The 21,088-nt window shown below is 65.3% G+C and carries 12 protein-coding genes and 2 tRNA genes; 11 read left to right on the top strand and 3 right to left on the bottom strand.

The window, feature by feature from the left end; translation table 11 throughout:
- The first annotated feature begins 58 nt into the window (after positions 1-58).
- The 3 genes from ACWA13_RS03960 (at position 59) to ACWA13_RS03950 (ending at position 5,951) form a co-directional block, all read left to right on the top strand.
- Positions 59-146: transfer RNA gene (locus ACWA13_RS03960), tRNA-Ser, on the top strand.
- 226 nt (positions 147-372) lie between these two features.
- Positions 373-1,155, top strand: a complete 783-nt coding sequence (locus tag ACWA13_RS03955) for a VOC family protein (protein WP_463936874.1) — start codon at positions 373-375, stop codon at positions 1,153-1,155.
- A 308-nt stretch (positions 1,156-1,463) separates the two neighbouring features.
- On the top strand, positions 1,464-5,951 hold the full coding sequence (locus ACWA13_RS03950; RefSeq protein WP_463936873.1) for an ExeM/NucH family extracellular endonuclease: 4,488 nt from the start codon (positions 1,464-1,466) through the stop codon (positions 5,949-5,951).
- A gap of 60 nt (positions 5,952-6,011) precedes the next feature.
- Here the strand turns inward: ACWA13_RS03950 and ACWA13_RS03945 are convergent, their stop codons facing one another.
- The gene (locus ACWA13_RS03945; protein WP_463936872.1) at positions 6,012-7,997 is read right to left on the bottom strand and encodes an FAD/NAD(P)-binding protein; all 1,986 of its coding nucleotides are present in this window, start codon (positions 7,995-7,997) and stop codon (positions 6,012-6,014) included.
- A gap of 72 nt (positions 7,998-8,069) precedes the next feature.
- Here ACWA13_RS03945 and ACWA13_RS03940 point away from each other — a divergent pair, with 72 nt between their 5' ends.
- Positions 8,070-10,277, top strand: a complete 2,208-nt coding sequence (locus ACWA13_RS03940) for a prolyl oligopeptidase family serine peptidase (protein WP_463936871.1) — start codon at positions 8,070-8,072, stop codon at positions 10,275-10,277.
- Positions 10,278-10,289: 12 nt separating this feature from the next.
- On the opposite strand, the gene aztA is transcribed toward ACWA13_RS03940, so the two are convergent.
- A complete protein-coding gene (aztA, locus tag ACWA13_RS03935; RefSeq protein WP_463936870.1) occupies positions 10,290-11,009 on the bottom strand; it encodes a zinc ABC transporter ATP-binding protein AztA in 720 nt (239 codons plus the stop codon).
- 54 nt (positions 11,010-11,063) lie between these two features.
- On the opposite strand from aztA, the gene aztB reads away from it, so the two are divergent.
- From aztB to ACWA13_RS03905, 6 genes are all read left to right on the top strand, one after another.
- Positions 11,064-11,927: a zinc ABC transporter permease AztB gene (gene aztB, locus ACWA13_RS03930; protein WP_463936869.1), complete on the top strand. Its 864-nt coding sequence runs from the start codon at positions 11,064-11,066 to the stop codon at positions 11,925-11,927.
- Positions 11,914-13,194 carry a cytochrome D1 domain-containing protein gene (locus ACWA13_RS03925; RefSeq protein ID WP_463936868.1) on the top strand — a complete coding sequence of 427 codons (1,281 nt, stop codon included), beginning with the start codon at positions 11,914-11,916 and terminating at the stop codon, positions 13,192-13,194. Before aztB ends, ACWA13_RS03925 begins: the two co-directional genes overlap by 14 nt.
- A 16-nt stretch (positions 13,195-13,210) precedes the next feature.
- Positions 13,211-14,185, top strand: coding sequence for a zinc ABC transporter substrate-binding protein AztC (aztC, locus tag ACWA13_RS03920; RefSeq protein WP_463936867.1), 975 nt, complete (start codon positions 13,211-13,213; stop codon positions 14,183-14,185).
- Positions 14,182-15,432 (top strand): zinc metallochaperone AztD, encoded by a 1,251-nt coding sequence (gene aztD / locus ACWA13_RS03915; RefSeq protein ID WP_463936866.1) that lies wholly within the window; start codon positions 14,182-14,184, stop codon positions 15,430-15,432. Before aztC ends, aztD begins: the two co-directional genes overlap by 4 nt.
- An 89-nt stretch (positions 15,433-15,521) precedes the next feature.
- Positions 15,522-15,612 (top strand) — tRNA-Ser (locus ACWA13_RS03910).
- Between the two features lie 207 nt (positions 15,613-15,819).
- Positions 15,820-17,292, top strand: a complete 1,473-nt coding sequence (locus ACWA13_RS03905) for an MFS transporter (RefSeq protein WP_463937817.1) — start codon at positions 15,820-15,822, stop codon at positions 17,290-17,292.
- Positions 17,293-17,317: 25 nt separating this feature from the next.
- Here the strand turns inward: ACWA13_RS03905 and ACWA13_RS03900 are convergent, their stop codons facing one another.
- Positions 17,318-19,531, bottom strand: coding sequence for a RecQ family ATP-dependent DNA helicase (locus ACWA13_RS03900; protein ID WP_463936865.1), 2,214 nt, complete (start codon positions 19,529-19,531; stop codon positions 17,318-17,320).
- 105 nt (positions 19,532-19,636) lie between these two features.
- Here ACWA13_RS03900 and ACWA13_RS03895 point away from each other — a divergent pair, with 105 nt between their 5' ends.
- Positions 19,637-21,058: a phosphomannomutase/phosphoglucomutase gene (locus ACWA13_RS03895; RefSeq protein WP_463936864.1), complete on the top strand. Its 1,422-nt coding sequence runs from the start codon at positions 19,637-19,639 to the stop codon at positions 21,056-21,058.
- The last annotated feature ends 30 nt before the right edge of the window (positions 21,059-21,088 follow it).

Raw genomic sequence — 21,088 nt, 5'->3', positions numbered from 1 at the left:
GCGTTTGGTCCGTCGCTTTTTTGTGACTGCCGAGTGCCTATGAAACACTACTAGGCGAGGAAGGTTGTCCGAGCGGCCGAAGGAGCTGGTCTTGAAAACCAGTGTGCGGTAACCCCGTACCAAGAGTTCGAATCTCTTACCTTCCGCGGAGCGCATACTTAGCGCAGCAGGGGCCGGTCCAGCTGATCGAAAGATTGGCGGGGCCGGCCCCTTTCGTATCCTGTGCCATTCGGGCTTTCAGTCCCGCCCCAAACAGCCCAAATCCTCCCTGACCTGCGGGACTATTGAAAGTGTCAGACCCCCCACATAGGTTTAGTCCTGTTCCACCGGACCATAGACAGCGGCACGCGCCGCCCCGAACAGGAGCTTCCTATGCCTACTCCCGACCTCAAGCCGGGCTCACCCTGCTGGATTGACCTCATGACCTCTGACACCGACAAGGCACGCGAGTTCTATGGCGGGCTGTTCGGCTGGGAGTTCCAGGAGGGAGACCAGGAAATGTACGGCGGCTACATTACGGCCACCAAGGGCGGCCAGAACGTAGCCGGCATCATGCAGAAGCAGGAAGACCAGTTCAGCCTGCCGGACATGTGGTCCACCTACCTTTTATCCGAGGACGCGGCTGCAACGTCCGCCACCGTTTCAGCCCACGGCGGCCAGGTCTATATGGAGCCGATGGAGGTTCCCGGGCAGGGCGTCATGGGATTCGTCGCTGACCCCAGCGGCGCGGCCATTGGCATCTGGGAGTCAACGGGCATGGCGGGCTACGGTGTTGCCGCCGAACCCGGAGCACCGGCCTGGCATGAACTCCACAGCAAGGACTACGACGCCGCCGTCAGGTTCTACCAGGATGTCTTCGCATGGGAAACGGACGTTTTGAGCGACTCCCCGGAGTTCCGGTACACAACCTTAGGCAAGGATGACACCGCCCAGGCCGGCGTCATTGACGCCTCCGGTTACCTTCCGGTGGAGATCCCGTCGCACTGGGCCGTCTACTTCGCGGTGGACAGCACCGACGCCAGCCTGGAGCGCGCCCTGATGATGGGCGCAACCCTGCTGGACGGACCGGAGAATACTCCGCACGGCCGCGTTGCCACGCTCAACGATCCCACCGGAGCCATGTTCAAAATCGTTGGGGAGAATACTCCCGAATAGCCCGCGGGCAGGGCCAACTCCCAAGGAAACCATCCTGTTTCCGCCGCGTAGTTAGTTCAATGACACACTTGCCGGCCTCTTTGGCAAAAGATACCGGCGGGTAGCTTTGTCGTGTTCGCGGTGGCAGACTCCTGCAGGGAAACGTTTTATCCAATGTATGTGCCGTCAACCCTGCGTTCATTCAAGGCTGCTGTGATGGCCCGGACATTACTTGACCAAAAGTAAACTCCGGGCTGCCTTTCGCCGCAATCCCCCGGACGCTTTTCCGTCACTTCCCCACCGGGACATCTCAATGAAAGTCGGAGCAAATGCGTTATTCACCTTTGAAACTGGCGCTGGGCACAGCACTGTCTGCGGGTCTCATCGCAGCGCCACTGGGCGCGGTGCCCGCGATGGCCTTGGAGCCTGCCGCAGGTTCCTCGCCGGTCGTCATCAACGAGGCCTACCTCAGCGGCGGCAGCGCCGGCGCGGCCTATAAGAACAAATTCGTGGAGCTGTACAACTCCTCGGACGCAGCCGTAGCGCTGGATGGCTGGTCCGTGCAGTACCGCTCCGCCACCGGTGTTGCGGCCCCCACCGGCGTCGTAGCCCTTAGCGGCAGCATCCCGGCCAAGGGCCACTACCTGGTTCAGGGTGGCAGCAACGGAGCCAACGGTGCAGCACTTCCGACGCCGGACCTCGTCGCCGGGGGTCTGAACCCCAGCGGTTCCGCGGGAACCCTGGTCCTGGCCAGGCAGGCCACGGCAGTCAGTTTGGCCACCGGGTCGGTCATTGAACCCGCGAACGTCGCCGACCTCCTGGGCTACGGCACGTCCAATACCTTCGAAACCCTGGCGGCCACCGCGCCCGCCGGGAATACCGATGTCAAAAGCCTGAACCGGGCCAACGGCGCGGACAGCAACAGCAACGCAGCTGATTTCACGCTGAACGCCATCATCTCCCCGACAGCCACCGGCGGGACTGTTACTCCAGATCCCGATCCAGATCCCGAACCGGACCCGGTACCAACCGCCAGGACGATTGCCGAGGTCCAGGGCACCGGGACGGCCAGTCCGCTGGTGGGTACCAACGTCACCACCCGTGGCAAGGTCACGGCAGCATTCCCCACCGGCGGATTCGCCGGTTACTACATCCAGACGCCCGGCAGCGGCGGGGACGAGGACCCGGCGTCCCGTACCGCCTCGGACGCCATCTTCGTCTACTCCCCCACCACTGCGGCTTCGGTCCAGATCGGTGACTACGTAGAGGTCACTGGTTCCGTCTCCGAGCACTTCGGCATGACCCAGGTGACCGTCACCAGCGCAGCAGGCCTGAGCAAGCTAAGCGTTGCTGCCCCCGAAGTGAAAGCCACCAACTTCACCCTGCCTGCCGCCGAGACCGTCCGCGAGACCCTCGAGGCGATGCTCCTCGCCCCCCAGGGCCCGGTGACTGTCACGGACAACTACTCCCTGAACCAGTACGGCGAAATCGGTCTGGCCGGCGGAACCACGCCGCTGGTCCAGCCCACCGCAGTAGCACCCTACGGTTCGGCGGAGTACACAGCCACCGTTGCGGAGAATGCCGCCCGCGGCATCAAGTTGGACGATGGCTCCAGCACCAACTTCCTTCGGGACGCCTCCACCAAGGCCGAGGTCCTGCCCTACCTGACCACCACGGATCCCGTCCGGGTGGGCTCGCCCGTCACCTTCACCACCAATGTGGTGCTGGGCTACGCAAACAACTCATGGAAGTTCCAGCCGCTGACGCACCTCAATGCGGTCAACAAAGCTACCGTCCAGCCCGCCAGCTTCGGCGCGACCCGCACCGAGGCCCCGGTAGAAGTGGGCGGCAACATCAAGCTCGCTTCCTTCAACGTGCTGAACTACTTCCCCACCACCGGCGACCAACTTACCGGCTGCCAGTTCTACACGGACCGAGCAGGCAATCCCATTACGGTCAGGTCCGGCTGCGACGCCCGCGGTGCCGCCAACGCGGAGAACTTCAAACGGCAGCAGGCCAAGATCGTCGAAGCCATCACCAAGTCCAATGCCGACGTCATCACCTTGATGGAAATCGAAAACTCGGCGCACTTCGGCAAAAACCGCGACTACGCACTGTCCAATTTGGTGGAAGCCCTCAACGTGGCAGCCCCCGGCGTCTGGAGCTTCGCCGCTTCCCCAGCAAACGCCCCGCCGCTGAGCGATGAAGACGTCATCCGCAACGCCTTCATCTACAAGTCCGTCAAGGTGGAGACGGTGGGCGAATCCATCATCCACAACGACACCGTGGCCTTCTCCAACGCCCGCAAGCCACTGGCCCAGGTGTTCAAGCCGGTGGGCGCAGCCGAAGACAAGAGCTTCATCGCGATCGCCAATCACTTCAAGTCCAAGGGTTCCGCCGCTACGCCGGAGGACACGGACAAGGGACAGGGCGCATCCAACCTGGCCCGCACAGCCCAGGCACAGTCCCTTCTGGGGTTCGCCAATGACCTCCAGGCAAGCAAGGGCACCGATAAGGTGTTTCTCATCGGCGATTTCAACGCCTACGCCAAGGAGGATCCGATGAATGTCTTCGCCTCCGCCGGCTACGTCAACCAGGACGAAAAAGCGCGCAACGCCGATGGTTCCGCCAAGCACTCCTACCTCTTCGGCGGCCTGGTGGGCTCGCTGGACCATATCCTGGCCTCCCCTGCTGCCGACGCACATGTGACCGGCGCCGACATCTGGAACATCAACTCCGTTGAATCAGTGGCGCTGGAATACAGCCGCTACAACAACAACATCACCAACTACTACTCGGCGGACCAGTTCCGTGCCAGCGACCACGATCCCGTGGTAGTTGGCCTGGACCTCGAAGCCGCCCCGGCCAGCGTTGAAGTGAACCTGCTGAACATCAACGATTTCCACGGCCGGATCGATGCGAACACCACGCTGTTCGCAGGCACCATCGAGAAGCTCCGCGCCGCAGCAGCCCCTGGAGCCACCGCGCTCCTGTCGGCCGGCGACAACATCGGAGCCTCGCTGTTCGCCTCCGCGGTGGCCCGGGACCAGCCCACCATCGATGTGCTGAACGCCCTGGAACTGCGGGCTTCCGCCGTGGGCAACCACGAATTCGACGGCGGCCTCGCGGACCTGCAGGACCGCGTTATTGCCGGCGGCACCAACGCCAAATTCCCGTATTTGGGAGCCAACGTCTACACCAGGGGCACCACCACGCCCGCGCTGCCGGAATTCACCGTCCTGGACCTCAATGGCATCCGGGTGGCAGTGATCGGCACCGTCACCCAGGAAGTGCCCTCGCTGGTCACCCCTGCGGGCATTGCGGACCTTGAGTTCGGCGATCCGGTGGAGGCCATCAACCGTGTGGCAGGCAAAATCACAGCGGAGAACCTTGCCGACGTCATAGTGGTGGAAAACCACGACGGCGCCGGCGCCGGTACCCCCGAAGGAGCCACGTTGGAGGAGGAAGTGGCCGCCGGCGGAGCGTTCGCGAAACTGGTCACGGAAACCTCCGCTGAGGTCGATGCGATCTTCACCGGCCACACGCATAAGGAATACAGCTGGGACGCACCGGTTCCTGGCGTTCAGGGCAAGACCCGGCCCATCGTCCAGACCGGTAACTACGGCGAGAACATCGGCCAGATCCGGCTCACGGTGGACACCGCCACAAAGGAAGTGACGGCCTACACCGCCGCCAACATCAAACGAACCACGGACCTGCAGGCCGATCTGATCGCCGCCTATCCCCGTGTTGCCGTGGTGGCGGACATCGTCAAAAAGGCCCTGGATGCAGCCGCAATAGTGGGCAACGAGAAGATCGGCTCGGTTACCAAGGACATCACCACTGCCTTTACGGTGGACCCGGCCACCGGACTTCCCAAGCGCGATGACCGTTCCAGCGAGTCCACGCTGGGCAACCTCGTGGCCGATTCGTTGCTGGCAACCCTTCAGCCGGCAGGGCTGGGCGGCGCGGAAATCGGCGTCGTCAATCCCGGCGGCCTGCGCAGCGAACTGCTGTACGCACCGGACGGTTCCATCACCTACGCGGAGGCCAATGCGGTGCTCCCGTTCGTGAACAACCTCTGGACCACTTCGCTGACCGGCGCACAGGTAAAGACCATGCTGGAGCAGCAGTGGCAGACCAACCCGGACGGCACGGTGCCCAGCCGCGCCTACCAGCAGCTGGGCCTGTCCAAGAACGTGAACTACACCTACGACGCCGCGCGCGCCGCAGGTGACCGGATCACGTCCATCCGGGTCAATGGTGAACTGATCGATCCCGCCAAGCTCTATCGGGTGGGCACGTTCAGCTTCCTGGCCACCGGCGGCGACAACTTCCGGATCTTCACGCAAGGCACGGACACCAGGGATTCCGGCCTGGTGGACCGTGACGCGTGGATCAGCTACCTGAAGGCGAACAGCCCGCTGTCGCCTGATTTCGCCCGACGCTCTATCTCCGTGGTCAACACCACCGCGGCAGAGGTCAAACCGGGCGACGCCATGACCCTGGCGCTTTCCAAACTGGATCTGACCTCGCTCGGCAGCCCGGTGAACACCTCCCTGACGGCATCCTTCACCGATGCCGCCGGGACCGTCACGCAGCTCGGATCCGTACCGGTTTCCGGCGGCGCAGCCACCGTGAACCTTGCGGTACCGGCCGCAGCGGCAACCGGCACGGGCACCCTGGTGCTCACCGCCGTCGAATCCGGCACGGTGGTGAAAACCGCGGTAACTGTTGCAGATTCCAAGGATCCGAAAAAGCCGAAGAAGCCCAAGGAGCCGAAGGAGCCAAAGCAACCCAAGGAACCCAAGGGCTAACCAGCACGGTGAGCACTGAACGAACTGCCCTTCCGGTCACGAACCGGGAGGGCAGTCCGTTTAAGCCGCGGTGCCGGCAGAACCGGACAACACGGCCCGGGCGATCTCGTCCGCATCCCGAAGGGTGCGCTGGCCGCTGGGATAAACCGGCCCGTGCGCTGGAATGGCTTCGGCGGCAATGGCCGTTCCCCACTGGTTCGCGGACAGCTGCAGGCCAAGGACGTACAGCCCATCCGTGACGGAACCGTCCGCGCGCACCGGACGGTACGGATGCGGGTCCACGTCCATGCCGCTCGACTGGGCTGGAATCCCTTCAGGGGTCATCAGCATCCGCGAGCGGACCAGCCCGTCGTCCAGCAGTTGCCGCAGCAGCGGTGATGCGTTGACCGCAACCCGGTTCGCCGGAGCAAGGGCCTCAACCAGCGTCCGGGCCCGCACAGGCGGCGCAGCCACCCAGGGCGAGGACGCCTGGAACATGCCGGAGCGCCGGTCCACGCTGAACTTGGGATCGGGGCCCGCAAAGCTCACGACGCCGGCCCGCGCCAGGGCAGCCAACTGTTCCACGCGAAGGGCCGGTGGGCCACTGGCCAGGCCCTCGACGAACGACTCGAACCAGCCACGCAATCCGGATACCCAGGAAGCTTCGGTGATGCCGCCGTCGGCTACTGCTGATTTCAGCACCGCCCGGCCGTGGTGAAGCGCGCCGATGGCCATCTTGACCGGATCGTCCTCGCCGCGGGCGGAGCGGAGGGCGTCGTCCAGCAGATATTCAGTGACCGCAGCGTCCACCTCGGCACGGGACGCGAATTGCCGGCCGGCCAGCGGCGCAGCCAGCCCGCGGAGGTCCAGGCGGTGCACCGGCGGGACATGGATAGCCAGCACAGCTTCCACAGCGTCCTCCCACTTCGCTACGGAATGCGCATGTGGCCGGAGCGCCTCGGCAAGTCCGTCCAGGAAGGCTGCCGGCTCGGTGACGGCGGCCTGTCGCGTACGCACCAGCGTGGAGTAGTAGGCCCAGATGGCGTCGCGGTGCAGCAACGGCCAGAGATCGTGGTCGAAGCCGGGGCGGATACCGGCCACTGCGAACCGCTCCAAAGCCTGGGAGGTGAGGTAGCGCAGCGTCACCGACTCGGGATAGTAGCCCTGCAGCGTTGCCTTGGCCCGGTACGGCGTGCCGCGGCGGGAGGCCGCAATCATGCGCGGTTCGTCCCCCGAGGGCCGGTACTCCATGGCGCTGCCGCTGCCCACAAATTTGCCGCCCCGGCCGATGGTCAGCTGGACCATCGCGTCGAAGAAGTTCAATCCCATACCGCGCACCAGCAGCGGCTCGCCGGCAGGAACCGCTGACCAGTCGACGTCGGCAGGTACAGCGGGCGGGAAATACTGCAGTCCCATGTCTGCTGCTGCCTGCTGCAGGCTACGCTGTTCCGGGTTCAGCTGGGACTCAACATGGCCCAGGGCGAGGACCACGGAACCGGCGGTCAGGGTTTCGCCGCCGTCGAGTTCGACGTCGAAGTCCCCGTCCTGCCGGGGACGGACGGCGACGGCGGACTGCCGGTGGAAAGTAACCGTAACGCCGTCGGGCACGTTCTTGAGCAGATCCTCGAGGGTGCGCTGCAGGTAGCGGCCGTACAGTGCCCGGCTGGGAAAATCGGTGGATTCGAGGGCCGCGAGTTCCTCGCGTTCGGCGGCGATGAGCGAAGGCTCCGCTTCAGGGTTGTCCTTCACGGCTGCCCGCCAGCGGTCAAAGGTGGTGCCCGCCACCGGTGCCGCAAGCTCCGGATCCTCCGGGATGAGCGTGGGGTAGAACGACTGCGTGTTCATGAGGAACAGCCGCGATTGCTCCGGTTGCCAGACGTGGCCGGGACCTGCGGGGTAGGGATCCACGACGTCGATGTGCAACTTTGGCAGGAACCCGCCGACGCCGGCAGCAGCAGGCAGCGCAGCGACTTGAGCCGCGCGGTTGGCCAGCAGCCGCTCCAGGACGCTGGTGCCACGGGGACCCGCCCCGATGACGGCCGTCCTGATGCTCTGCGAATTTTCCACGGCTACCAGCGTATCCGCCCGGCGGACCGGGCTTGACTTGCTCTTGGCTCGAAAGTGTTGTTCTGATGGAGCATGACCACCACTGCCGCGCATTCCACACCCGCTGGTCAGGGGACATCCCCCGTGACGGCCCCTGAGCCCCTCGACGAGAATATCTGGCTGGAGGAAATCTACGGCGAGGAACCGCTGGCCTGGGTCCGCGAGCAGAATGCCCGCACCGAGGAACTGCTGGAAGACGCCGATTACGCAGGGCTGGAAAGCGAGATCCTGGCGGTCCTGGACTCCACGGACCGGATCGCTATGGTAGGCAAGCGCGGTGATCACTACTACAACTTCTGGAAGGACCGCGAGCACCCCAAGGGCCTGTGGCGCCGTACCAGCTGGGACAGTTACGTCACCGATGAGCCCGAATGGGATGTACTGCTCGACGTTGATGCCCTGGCCGCCGCCGAGGGCGTTGAATGGGTTTTCCACGGGGCCACGTTCCTTCAGCCTGCCGGCGACGCACCCCACCGGAACGCGATGCTGGCCCTCTCGCCCGACGGCGGTGACGCCCACCGCTACCGCGAGTTCGACGTCGTCACCCGCAGCTTTGTAGATCCCGAGGCCGGCGGCTTCGACATCCCCACCGCCAAGGGCAACATCTCCTGGCTGGACGCGGACACGCTGCTGGTTTCCACCACGGCTGGGGGACTGCCCAGTACTACGTCCTCCTATGCCCGGACTACTGTGACGCTGGCCCGCGGCGAGGCCTTGGCTACCGCACCGCGGATCTTCGAGGTACCCGAGGACCACATGGTGGGGATGGTGGCCCACGACTCCACGCCCGGCTTTGAGCGGACCTTCGCGGTGGACTGCCTCGACTTCTTCAACCGCACCACTGCCGTGCTGCGTGGCGAGGAGTGGGTTGGCATCGACGTCCCCACAGATGTGGATGTCAGCGCCCACCGGGACTGGCTGCTCTTCCGCCCCCAGGGTGACTGGGCAGTGGGGCCTGTGACGTATCCAGCCGGTTCACTGCTGGGCGCCGACTTCGAGCAGTATCTGGCGGGCAGCCGCGAACTGACCGTGCTGTTCACCCCCGATGCGGCTACCTCGCTGCAGTCCTGGAGCTGGACCCGGAGCTACCTGCTGCTGAACCTGCTCCGCGATGTCTCCTCCGAAATCCGGGTCCTGGACCCAGCTGCCGGCTGGGCATCATCGCTGCTGGATGCCTGCCCTCCCCTGCACGACGTCAACGCTTATGCCGTGGACGATGAGGATGAGAGCGGCGCGGGAGACGACTTCTGGCTGGTGGCTACCGGTTTCACCACGCCCAGCACGCTGATGCGGGGCACGCTTTCTGGTTCAATCAGTTCCGGTTCAGGCGTGAGCAGCAGCCATGCGGTGGTGAAAACTTCGCCGTCGTTCTTCAATGAAGCCGATTATGAGGTCCAGCAACACTTCGCCGTCTCCGCGGACGGCACCCGGGTGCCGTACTTCCAGGTGGCATCACGGGACCTGGTGCTGGACGGCCAGAACCCCACCCAACTCTCCGGCTACGGCGGCTTCGAGATCTCGCGCACGCCCGCCTACAGCGGCGCCATCGGCCGGGCCTGGCTGGAGCGCCGCACCGAACCTGTTGAAGTCGGGAGCACTGCCGCAGAACAACCGGCCCACCACTCCCGGGGCGGGGTATATGTCGTTGCCAACATCCGCGGCGGCGGCGAATACGGGCCGTCCTGGCACCGCGCCGCGCTGCAGGAGAAGCGTCCCCGCGCTTACGAAGATTTCGCAGCGGTGGCCCGGGACCTGATCCGGCGCGGCGTCACTTCGCCTCAGCGGCTAGGTTGTGTGGGCGGCTCCAACGGCGGCCTGCTGGTGGGCAACATGCTCACGCAGTACCCGGAGCTTTTCGGCGCCGTCTCCTGCGGTGTGCCGCTGCTGGACATGCGCCGCTACACCAAGCTTTCCGCCGGGTTCTCCTGGATGGCCGAGTATGGCGATCCGGATGTGGCAGAGCAGTGGGAGTTCATCCGCACGTTCTCGCCGTACCACCTGCTCAAGGACGGCGTGGAGTACCCGGAAACGTTTATTTGGGCGGCTACTTCTGACGACCGCGTCGGCCCGGTGCAGGCCCGGAAGATGGCTGCCCGCATGCAGGCGATGGGCATTCCGAATGTCTGGTTCCACGAGGCCCTGGAAGGCGGACATGCCGGCGCTTCAGACAATCGGCAGGCCGCCGCACTCCAAGCCAGGAGCCAGCACTTCCTGTGGCGGACGCTGGCCGGCCGCCCGTAGGCCGCCCCGGGCTCACACGGTAACCAGCCGCCCGGCATCCAGTCTGATTACGGAGTCGGCCTGTCCCAGGGCCGCCTCATCGTGGGAGACGCAGACGATCGTGGCGCCCCTGTCCTTTTCGGCGAGGAGGATGGCCGCGATCCTCTCCTGTGACTCGGCGTCGAGCCCTGCCGTGGGTTCATCGAGCAGGAGGAGGTCCGCCTGCTGCGCCAGCCCCTGGCCAAGGAAAGTGCGCTGCCGCTGCCCGCCGGAGAGGGTATGCAGCGGCCGGTGCCCGTAGCCGGCAAGGCCAACGCGATCAATGCACTCGTCGATGATCTGCCGGTCTTCGGCACGCAGCAGCCGCCACAGTCCGACATGCGTCCAGCGGCCCATGGTGACGACGTCCCGGACGGTGAGCGGCATCCTGTCAGAGACTGCGCTGCGCTGCACTACCAGGGCGGTAGTGCCACCTTTTGGAAGGTCCACGAATCCGTGCCGCGGGCGCAGCAGTCCGGCCATCACATCCAGCAGGGTGGACTTTCCGGAGCCGTTGGGACCGGCCACGGCCGTAATGGTGTTGGCCTCCACGCGCAGTGACACGCCACAGAGCGCGTCCACGCCCTGGTGGTCCAGCCACACGTCGTCGAGCACCAGGTCACTGGGCACCCGATCATCCGGCACCCGGCCATTAGCCAGGGCATCGCCCTTCCCGCTGGCAGGGGCTGGTCCCGAACGTGAAAGAAGAAGCATGCCATGATCCTAGCATTTGAGAATGACTCTCATTAATGTCTAGGATGGTCCATTGTGACCTTCCTCCTCGAACCCTTCTCCTCGGGTTTCATGCTCAATGCCCTCGTCGGTGGCGTCCTGTGTGCCGGTATCTGTGCCGTCGTGGGGACCTGGGTCGTCATCCGCGGAATGGCCTTCCTGGGCGAAGCAATGGCTCATGGCATGTTGCCCGGCGTGGCCCTGGCAACCATGACAGGCCTTCCTGTCGTGTTGGGGGCGGCAGGAAGCGCCATCGTGATGAGCCTGGGCGTGAGCTTGCTGGCCCGCCGCGGCCGGCTGTCCCACGACACCGGCATCGGCCTGTTCTTCGTCGGCATGCTGGCCGTGGGCGTGATCATCATTTCGCACTCGCGCAGCTTCGCCACCGATGCCACAGCCATCCTTTTCGGCGACATCCTGGCAATCGGAAGTGGCGAACTCCTCCTGCTCGGCTGGGCACTGCCGGCCACCCTGCTCATAGCCGCCATGTTCCACAGGTCCTTTGTGGCCCTGGCCTTCGATGCGCGGGTTGCGCAGGTGATGGGGCTAAGGCCCCGGCTCGCCCAGGTGCTGCTGGTGGGGCTGGTGACACTCGCCGTCGTCAGTTCCTACCAGGCCGTGGGGGCACTCCTGGTGCTCGGCCTCCTGCTGGCCCCGGCGGTTGCCGCCGCTGCCTGGACCCGCCGAATCCCCGCCACCATGGGGCTGGCCGCGCTCTTCGGTGCTGCCTCCATCCTGACCGGCCTCCTCATTTCCTGGTACTTCGGCACGGCTGCAGGAGCGTCCATCGCCTTGACCGCCGTCACCTCGGCAGCGCTGTCCAGCCTGGTCCGGGCCGCGACCCAACCGCTTCGGCGGACAGAATCCACAACCCAGAAAGCAGTTCGTGCAAACGCGTAAAACCCTCAGTCTTTCCGTCGCCTTCCTGGCTCTGACCCTCGCCGCATGTTCCGCGCCGGCGGGGGCCGGCTCCCCCAACGCCGGACCGTCCAGCACTGAAACCTCCGACGCCGGCACCACCGGAGACGGGCACGGCACCATCGCGGGGGCCAGCGAAGTGGCCGAACCTCAGCTGCATCTGCTCACTCTTGATCCGGAGGGCGCGGCCAGCATGCTCGACCTTGCTGACGAATCCACCAGGGAAGTCGGTTCCCTGCCCGATGCGGATGCCGTCACCACCGACGGCCGGTACATCTTCGCCTCCTCCACGGAGCAGGGCACCGTCACCATCCTGGACAGCGGCACCTGGACCTGGGACCACGAGGACCATTTCCACTACTACCGTTCCTCCCCCAGGCTGGTGGGGACCGTGGAAGGCAAGGGCGCGGCGGTCATCACACCCGGATCCGCCAGGACCGGCGTCTTCTTTCCGAAAACCGGTGAAGGCCTGCTGCTGGACAACGACTCCCTTGCCAAGGGCGAAATAGGCCGGGCCACTGAACTGGCCGGCGAGCCCCATGAAGGCCTGGTCACGCCGCTGGGCACCTTCGCTTTGGCTACCGCGCCGGGTGCCGATGGCACCGCCGGCCGCGTTCAGGTCCACGATGCCAGCGGCGCCTTGGTGGATGGGGCCGGGGCGCCGTGTGCTGATGCGCGCGGAACCATCATCACGTCTGTTGGCGCGGTGATCGGCTGTGCTGACGGAGCACTCCTTGCAACCGTCAAGGACGGCGCCGTTGACCTTGAACACATCCCGTATCCGGACGGTGCAACCGCCGGGAGCGCTTCGGAGTCCAGGGCCATACAGTTCCGGGCACGCGAGAGCCGGCCCACCGTCGCCGCCGTTGCCGGGGCCGAGGGCGTCTGGCTTCTGGATACCCGTAAACGGTCGTGGCAGCTGCTGAAAACCGAGGTGCCGCTGCTGCAGGTTTCCGCCGTCGATGACAAGGATGGCCACGTGGTGGCGCTGTCCGCCGAGGGCAAGGTACTGGTGCTGTCGGCCGAAACCGGAGCCACCCTCGCGGTTACGGAACCGCTGCTTCCGGAGACCCTCGCCGATCCTGGCCGGCTGCCCGGCGTGGAACTCATAGCCGATCAGCAACGGGCCTACCTCAACGCCCCCGCCGAACGGAAGCTGTACGAGATTGACTTCGCCGACGGCGGCCGTCTCGCCCGCACGTTCGACACCCCTGCCGTCCCCGCGTTCCTCGCAGTGACGGGACGGTAGCCCGGTGAAGCTCCGAATGCGCCGATTCCTAAAAAGCCAGCCCCGCACGCGAGGCAAGCCTTTCGCCCTGGGGCGTGCCGCCGTCGTACTTGTTGCTACGGCGATGACCGCCATCGCGGCCGCCGGCTGCTCACAGCAGGAGTCCGACCGGCCCGTCATTGTGGTGACCACGAACATCCTGGGTGACGTGGTGCACAACCTAGTTGCCGGCCAGGCCGAGGTGGTGACCCTGATGCAGCCCAACGCGGACCCGCACTCGTTCGCGATCTCCGCTCAGGAGGCGGCGATGATGCGCTCGGCAGACCTGATCGTCACCAACGGCCTGGGCCTGGAGGAAGGGCTCCAGCAGCACGTCGACAGTGCCCAGGCCGATGACGTGCCGATCTTTGTTGCCGGTGACGTCATCGAGGCCCAGGACTACAGCGAAGACAACGGCGCCGGGAACGCAGGCGGCGCTGCTGATCCGCACTTCTGGACGGACCCGCAGAAGGTGGTGGAAGTGGTTGATGCACTGGAAACGCGCGTGGCTGGCCTCAGCGGCATCGACGCGGCCGCGCTCACCGCCAGCGCAGACACATACCGCGGTGAGTTGGCGGAGCTGGACGAATACATGACCTCGTCCTTCGCCGCCATCCCGGTGGAGCAACGGAACCTGGTCACCAATCACCACGTGTTCGGCTACCTCGCCAGCCGCTTCGACTTCCGGATCATTGGAGCGGTCATCCCCGGCGGAACGACGTTGGCCTCCCCCAGCGCCTCGGACCTAAGGGACCTGGTCAGTGCCATCGAGGAAGCCAAGGTGTCCACGATCTTCGCCGAAGCGTCCCAGCCTGACCGTCTGGTCCAGGCCCTGGCGGACGGGGCAAACCTGGACATCGCCGTCGTCGAACTTTTTACCGAATCACTCACAGCCCCCGGTGAGGGCGCTGAGTCGTACCTCACCATGATGCGCACCAACACGGATCGCATCGCCACAGGCCTCTCGCCATGAGCGGCCCCAACCAGAAGGAATCCATGAAGCACGCTCCATCACTTCCACTCAGCCCCAAGCGCCCCAGCTTCCGGCGCCTGGGCCTGGCTGCCGCTGTCTCCGCCTCCGTACTGTTGATCTCAGCCTGCGGATCCCCTGCAGTTCCGGCGGCAGATACTTCCGACGCCGCCACCACCCCGGCCGCCACGGGCCCCCGGGTGGCACTTACGTACGACGGCGGAATCGCCGTCCTGGACGGAGAATCGCTGAAGCTCGACGGGGACCTGCCCCTCGAAGGCTTCAACCGCCTCAATTCCGCCGGCGACGGCCGCCACGCCATGGTCACCACCACCGCGGGCTTCCAGGTCCTGGATATGGCCACACCGAAGCTGACCGACCTCATTTTCAAGGCAGAGAAAGCCGGCCACGTTGTGCGGCACGGCGGCAAGACCATCCTTTACGCGGACGGCACCAGTGACACCACGATCTTCGAGACCGACGACCTCCTGAACTCCAGCACCAGCCTGCCTAAGACCGAAGTCATCCCCGGTGACGAGGCCCATCACGGCGTCTCGATCGTGCTGGAGGACAACACGCTGCTGACCACAGTGGGCAACTCCCAAAGCCGTTCCGGAATCCGCGTGCTGGATGCGGACCGCAAGGAAATCGCCCGGAACGACGAATGCCCGTCCATCCACGGTGAAGGCACTGCGGCCAACGAGGTAGTGCTGTTTGGCTGCAGCAACGGCGTTCTGGTCTACGACGCCGGGACCATCACCAAGATCACCGCACCGGACGAGTACGGCCGGATGGGCAACGCCTATGTCACCGAGGACAGCACCCTGGCCGTGGGCGACTACAACTCCGATCCCGATTCGGAAGGCTCACTCCTCCACGAACTGGCCCTCATCGACACCAAAACCAAAACCATGAAGGTCATTGAACTGCCGAACGGGATCGAATACACGTGGCGGGATGTTGCCCGCGGACCCGCCGGTGAGATCCTGCTGCTGGGCACCGACGGCTCGCTGCACACCCTTGACGCGGCAACCGGTGACATTACCGGCTCCGTGCCCGTCATCGGCGCCTGGGAAGGACCGGCCAAGTGGCAGGACCCGCACCCGGCCCTGTCAGTCCTTGACGGTACCGCTTACATCACAGAGCCGACCAAGAAGTTGCTCCACGCCCTGAATCTCGCCACCGGCAAGGTCACCACATCCGAAGAACTGCCCGGCGTCCCCAACGAGATCACCGTCGTCAAAGGCTGATTGCTGACCGACTCCTGAAAGCGCCTAACGGTTCGTTTTGCGCTGCCTGCCACGTTCTGCGTATTCTTGGTGGGCTGGGAACAGCAATTGGAGACGTGCCAGAGCGGCCGAATGGGCTTCACTGCTAATGAAGTGTGGGGCAAAACTCCACCGGGGGTTCAAATCCCCCCGTCTCCGCCAACGAACACCCCCGGTCCCTGGACCGGGGGTGTTCTGGTTTGCAAGGCTGCTTCCCTGTATCGCGGGCAGAAGCGCCACGAATCCGCGAAAGCGGGGTAGGGAGCAACGCTTTTGCGGGTCACAGACGCCCGTGGGAGCCGCCGCCGGTGGCAGGATGGTTCAATGGCCAGCACCCAAAGCAACCCAGGCAGTCCGGGCAGTCCGCACATGGACGATCTGCACGTGTGGAGTCCGCGGCTGGCCCTCCTGGTGGCGGCCACCTTTTTCATGGAGTTCCTCGACGGCACCATACTGGTCACCGCCATTCCCAGTATCGCGTCCGACTTCAACATTCCAGCCGCCGACGTCAACATCACCATGACCGGCTACCTGATGACCGTCGCCATGGGTATCCCGTTCAGCGGCTGGCTGGCCGAGCGGCTGGGCGCCAGGAGGGTCTTCTGCCTGGCCATCGCGCTGTTCACGGTGGCCTCCCTGTTGTGCGCCGTCAGCGCCGACCTCACCATGCTGACGCTGAGCCGGATCCTGCAGGGCCTGGGTGGCGCCATGATGGTGCCTGTAGGGACGCTGGTGGTCCTGCGGGGAACACCCAAGGCAGACCTGTTGCGCGCCACCGCGTTCCTGGTCTGGCCCGGGCTGCTGGCTCCCGTTCTGGCCCCGCTGGTGGGCGGCGCCCTCACCACCTACCTGTCCTGGCACTGGATCTTCCTCATCAACCTCCCGCTGGGTGTGGCCGCGTTCTTCGCCGCGCTCCGCCTGGTTCCCGGGACACCGGGAGATTCGCGACGGCGACTGGACTGGTTGGGGCTGGTGCTTACCACTGCAGGGGTGGGGTCCCTCGTGGCCGGCATGGAACTGGCGGCCTCGCACCCGGACGGTCCCTGGCCCTCCCTCGCAGTGGCGTCCGGGGTCCTCTGCCTCACGCTTGCCGTCTTGTGGATGCGACGCTGCAGCCACCCCTTGTTCAATCTGGGCGTGTTCCGTGCCCGGGCATTCCGGGCGATGGCCACCGGCGGCTTCATCTACCGGCTGACCATCAGCTCCATCCCGTTCCTGCTGCCACTGCTGTTCCAGGCGGGCTTCGGTTGGACCCCTTTGCATGCGGGTTGGCTGGTGGCCGCGGTGTTCGTTGGCAACATCGGCATTAAACCGGCCACCACGCCCATCATCCGGAGGTTTGGATTCAAACCGGTGCTGGTATTCGCGTCATTGGCCTCGGCCGCAACATTTGTGATGTGCGGGTTCATCCGGGCGGACACTCCCGAACCACTGATCATCGCCCTGCTGGTGGCCAGCGGCGCCTTCCGTTCCATTGGCTTCTCCGCCTACATGTCCTTCCAGTACGCGGACATCTCGCCCGCGCAGCTGACCTCCGCCAACGTTGTGTCCGCCACGCTGGCCCAGCTCGCAGCCGGCGCGGGCATCGCCGTCGGCGCCCTGCTCATCCGGCTGTTCAGCCCGGACGGCCCGGCCGGCCCGCTGGCCGACGCCCTCAGTGGCAGCATTCCAGGCGGAGCTGACGGCAGTTATCCGGCCAGCGCCTTCCGCGGAGCCTTCTTCGTCATGGCGGCACTGATGCTGTTCAGCACCATAGACAGCCTGACCCTGCAGCGCCAGGCCGGCGCGGAGATCAGCCGAGGAGCAGGCAGCCGAAAGAAATCTCCCGCCAACAAGGTTTGAGGCAACAAGGCCTGAGGATAGTCCGCTACCCCGCCTGAGCCAGCACCAGCGGCAGCACCGCTCCGGCGCCGGCCTGTCTGAGGGCCCGGCCGGCGACCGTGATGGACCAGCGGCTGTCCACGAGGTCGTCGATAAGCAGGACCGTTGAGCCCTGTGCGGAGGCCAGGCCCGCTGCGAGTTCCTCCCCTACCACCAGCCTGTCCCAAACCCCGGCCAGGCGGTAAGCGCTGTTGCCTCCCCGGCTTCCGGTGGGTCCACCGTGGGCGGACTCCAGCTGGCCCGCGTAGGGAATCCGGCCGATTTCGGAGATACCCCGGGCCAGTGATTCCACCAGTTGCGGCTTACTCCGGGACGGCATGCTGACTATGGCTGCTGGCCTGCCGGCTCCGCTCCAGCCCGGGTTCCGTGAATCTCCCCCGCCCCATTCCCGCAATACCTGTACGCAGGCCTGCAGCATGGCAGGATCCAGAGGACGGTCCGGAGCTCCGGCAGCGAACAGCTCACGCAAGGCTCCGCCCCAGCCCAGATCCGTCAGCCTGGCCAGGTACCGGCCCTCGGCCAGCTGTTCTTCCAGCTTGATTTTGCCCTTGACCGGCACACCCAGCCGGTCCATGCCGCTGGGCCACTGCAGACGGGGCTCCAGCGCTCCACCGGCCTGACGCAATTTTTCGCCGGCGGCCTCACTGGCCTGCGCAGCGATGTCGGTAGAGAACCAGGTCCCGGCACAGTTGTCGCATTTGCCGCAAGGGTGCGCTGTTTCATCATCGAGGACCGAAGTGATGTACTCCATCCGGCAACCGGCGGTGTCCTGGTAAATCACCATGGAGTCCTGCTCGTCCACCCGGGCCTCCGCAATCCGGCGGTAGCGCTCGGCGTCGTAAACCCACGGCTGCCCGGTGGACCGCCAACCGCCACCCACCCGCTCCACCGCGCCGTCCACGGACAGCACTTTCAGCAGCAGCTCCAGCGGGGTGCGGCGCAGGTCCACCCTGGCCTCCAGCGCCACTGTTGAGACGGCGGTACCAGCCTCGGCGAGGGCGCCCAGGACGGCGTTGGCTTTGTCCTCGGAAGGCATAGATGCGGTGGCGAAGTACTGCCAGATATCGCGGTCCTCGGAACCCGGCAGCAGCAGGACATCAGCGTTAGCGGCCCCACGTCCGGCGCGGCCAACCTGCTGATAGTAGGCAACCGGCGACGAGGGCGCGCCAAGGTGCACTACAAAACCGAGGTCCGGCTTATCGAAGCCCATGCCCAATGCGGACGTGGCCACCAGCGCCTTAACCTGGTTGTCCTTCAGCAGCTGCTCGGCGCGTTCCCGGTCAGCGGGATCAGTGCGGCCCGTGTAGGACAGCACCTTGTGGCCCGCGTCCGCCAGGAGCCTGGCGGTATCTTCTGCCGCCGAAACGGTCAGGGTGTAGATGATGCCGCTGCCCGGAAGATCGCCCAGATGTGTCAGGAGCCAGCCAAGGCGCTGCCGCGAATCCGGCAGGGTCAGCACCCCCAGGCGCAGCGAATCCCTGCCCAGCGCGCCACGGATGGTCAGCACGTCCTTCCCGAGCTGCTCTTCGATGTCATGGACTACCCGCGAATTTGCCGTTGCTGTAGTGGCCAGCACCGGGACAGTCTCGGGGAGGCCGGCGATGAGGTCCGAGATGCGGCGGTAGTCCGGGCGGAAATCGTGGCCCCAGTCGGAAATGCAGTGAGCCTCATCAATCACCAGCAGACCGGTGCGCCGGATCAGCTCCGGCAGTTGGTTTTCGCGGAAGGATGGATTGGTAAGCCGCTCTGGCGAGACCAGCAACACGTCCACCTGGTCCTCGGCCAGCTGCTGGCGCACCGAGTCCCACTCAAGCTGGTTGGCGGAGTTGATGGCCACGGCACGCACACCGGCGCGGGCAGCAGCTGCAACCTGGTCCCGCATCAGCGCAAGCAAAGGCGACACAATCAGCGTGGGACCGGCTCCGCGACGCCGCAAAAGCAGCGAGGCGACGAAATAAACAGCCGACTTTCCCCAGCCGGTGCGCTGCACCACCAAAGCCCGCCGGCCGCCGTCGACCAGTGCCTCGATGGCCTCATACTGGCCGTCATGGAAGTCCGCGGACGGGTTCCCCACGAGCTCGTGGAGCACTGCCAGCGCCTGGCCCCTGGTTCCACTGCCATCATCCACGGCTACAGCAGAGGTTCCAGCGGACTGGTTGTTAGCGGGATCCTGCGGCAAAGTGTTCTGGTTAGTGGCCATTGATTCAGTATCCCAGCCACCGCTGACACCCACACCCCGGGGCGGCACTATGTGGATAAAGCCACATGGATAACGCCACATCAGTGCCACCGTAAGATAGGAGCCGTGACTAGCGACCAGACCAAGACCTTTGATCTTTCGGCCTCCTTCAAGGCCTATGACGTTCGTGGGATCGTGGGCGATTCCATTACCGCGGAAATCGTCGAAGCAGTTGGCGCTGCCTTTGTTGACGTCCTGCAGCTTGAAGGGCAGACCGTCCTGGTAGGCGGCGACATGCGCCCGTCCTCCCCGGAGTTCAGCAAGGCCTTCGCCAACGGTGCGGCCACCCGCGGGGCCAATGTCCAGCTGCTGGGCCTGATCTCCACGGATGAGCTCTACTTCGCCTGCGGCTCGCTCAACGCGGCCGGTGCCACGTTCACGGCCAGCCATAACCCTGCAGCCTATAACGGCATCAAAATGTCCAAGGCCGGCGCCCAGCCCATCTCCTCCGAGTCCGGCCTCAATGAAATCCAGGCCCTCGCCGAGGAATACCTTAACAGCGGTGCCATCCCGGAAGCTGAAACCCGCGGCCTGATCGGCGTCCAGGACGTCCTGAAAGACTACGCCGAATACCTCCGCACGCTGGTTGACCTCTCCGGGTCCCGCCCGCTGAAGATCGTTGTCGACGCCGGCAACGGCATGGCCGGCCTCACCACGCCCGCAGTCCTGGGCGACACCCTGCTGCCCAAGCTGCCGTTCCAGATAATCCCGCTCTACTTTGAGCTGGACGGATCCTTCCCCAACCACCCGGCCAACCCGCTGGAGCCGGAGAACCTCCGCGACCTGCAGGCTGCAGTCATCGAACACGGTGCGGACATCGGACTGGCTTTCGACGGCGACGCCGACCGCTGCTTTGTGATTGACGAGAACGGGAATCCTGTGTCGCCGTCGGCCATTACCGGCATGGTGGCCCGCCGGGAAATCGCCCGCGCCAAGGCACTGGGCGAGGAAACCCCCACCATCATCCACAATCTGCTGACCTCCCGTGCGGTGTCAGAACTGGTGGAGCACGACGGCGGCAGGGCAGTCCGCACGCGGGTGGGCCACTCCTTCATCAAGGCAGTCATGGCCGAGGAAGGTGCCGTGTTCGGCGGCGAGCATTCGGCACACTTCTACTTCCGCGACTTCTGGAATGCGGACACCGGCATGCTTGCGGCGATGCACGTGCTGGCAGCGCTGGGCGAGCAGGACGGCCCGCTGTCCGACCTTGGCCGCGAATACGAGCCCTATGTCTCCTCCGGCGAACTGAACTCGGAAGTTGAGGACAAGGCCGCGGCCATCGAGCGTGTCCGCCAGGATTTCGCCTCCGAAGACCTCACCATCGACACCATGGATGGCAGCACCTTCACGGCTAACGACGGCAGCTACTGGTTCAACCTGCGCCCGTCCAACACCGAGCCGTTCCTTCGGTTGAACGCCGAGGCTGTAGACCTCGACACAATGGAACGCATCCGCGACCGCGTCCTGTCGCTGGTGCGCGGGCAGTAGCCGTGAGCGAGGAACCCCGACCCTGGCGCG

This window comes from Pseudarthrobacter sp. TRD_SC_9 (assembly GCF_055361265.1).
This window is presented reverse-complemented; position numbering and strand designations above follow the sequence as displayed.

What these genes read in the sequence shown, in the direction of transcription:
- ACWA13_RS03955 (WP_463936874.1), top strand. Translation starts at nt 373, where the DNA reads ATGCCTACTCCCGACCTCAAGCCGGGCTCACCCTGCTGGATTGACCTC.
- ACWA13_RS03950 (WP_463936873.1), top strand. Translation starts at nt 1,464, where the DNA reads ATGCGTTATTCACCTTTGAAACTGGCGCTGGGCACAGCACTGTCTGCG.
- ACWA13_RS03940 (WP_463936871.1), top strand. Translation starts at nt 8,070, where the DNA reads ATGACCACCACTGCCGCGCATTCCACACCCGCTGGTCAGGGGACATCC.
- aztA (WP_463936870.1), bottom strand. Translation starts at nt 11,009, where the DNA reads ATGCTTCTTCTTTCACGTTCGGGACCAGCCCCTGCCAGCGGGAAGGGC.
- aztC (WP_463936867.1), top strand. Translation starts at nt 13,211, where the DNA reads ATGCGCCGATTCCTAAAAAGCCAGCCCCGCACGCGAGGCAAGCCTTTC.
- aztD (WP_463936866.1), top strand. Translation starts at nt 14,182, where the DNA reads ATGAGCGGCCCCAACCAGAAGGAATCCATGAAGCACGCTCCATCACTT.
- ACWA13_RS03905 (WP_463937817.1), top strand. Translation starts at nt 15,820, where the DNA reads ATGGACGATCTGCACGTGTGGAGTCCGCGGCTGGCCCTCCTGGTGGCG.
- ACWA13_RS03900 (WP_463936865.1), bottom strand. Translation starts at nt 19,531, where the DNA reads ATGGCCACTAACCAGAACACTTTGCCGCAGGATCCCGCTAACAACCAG.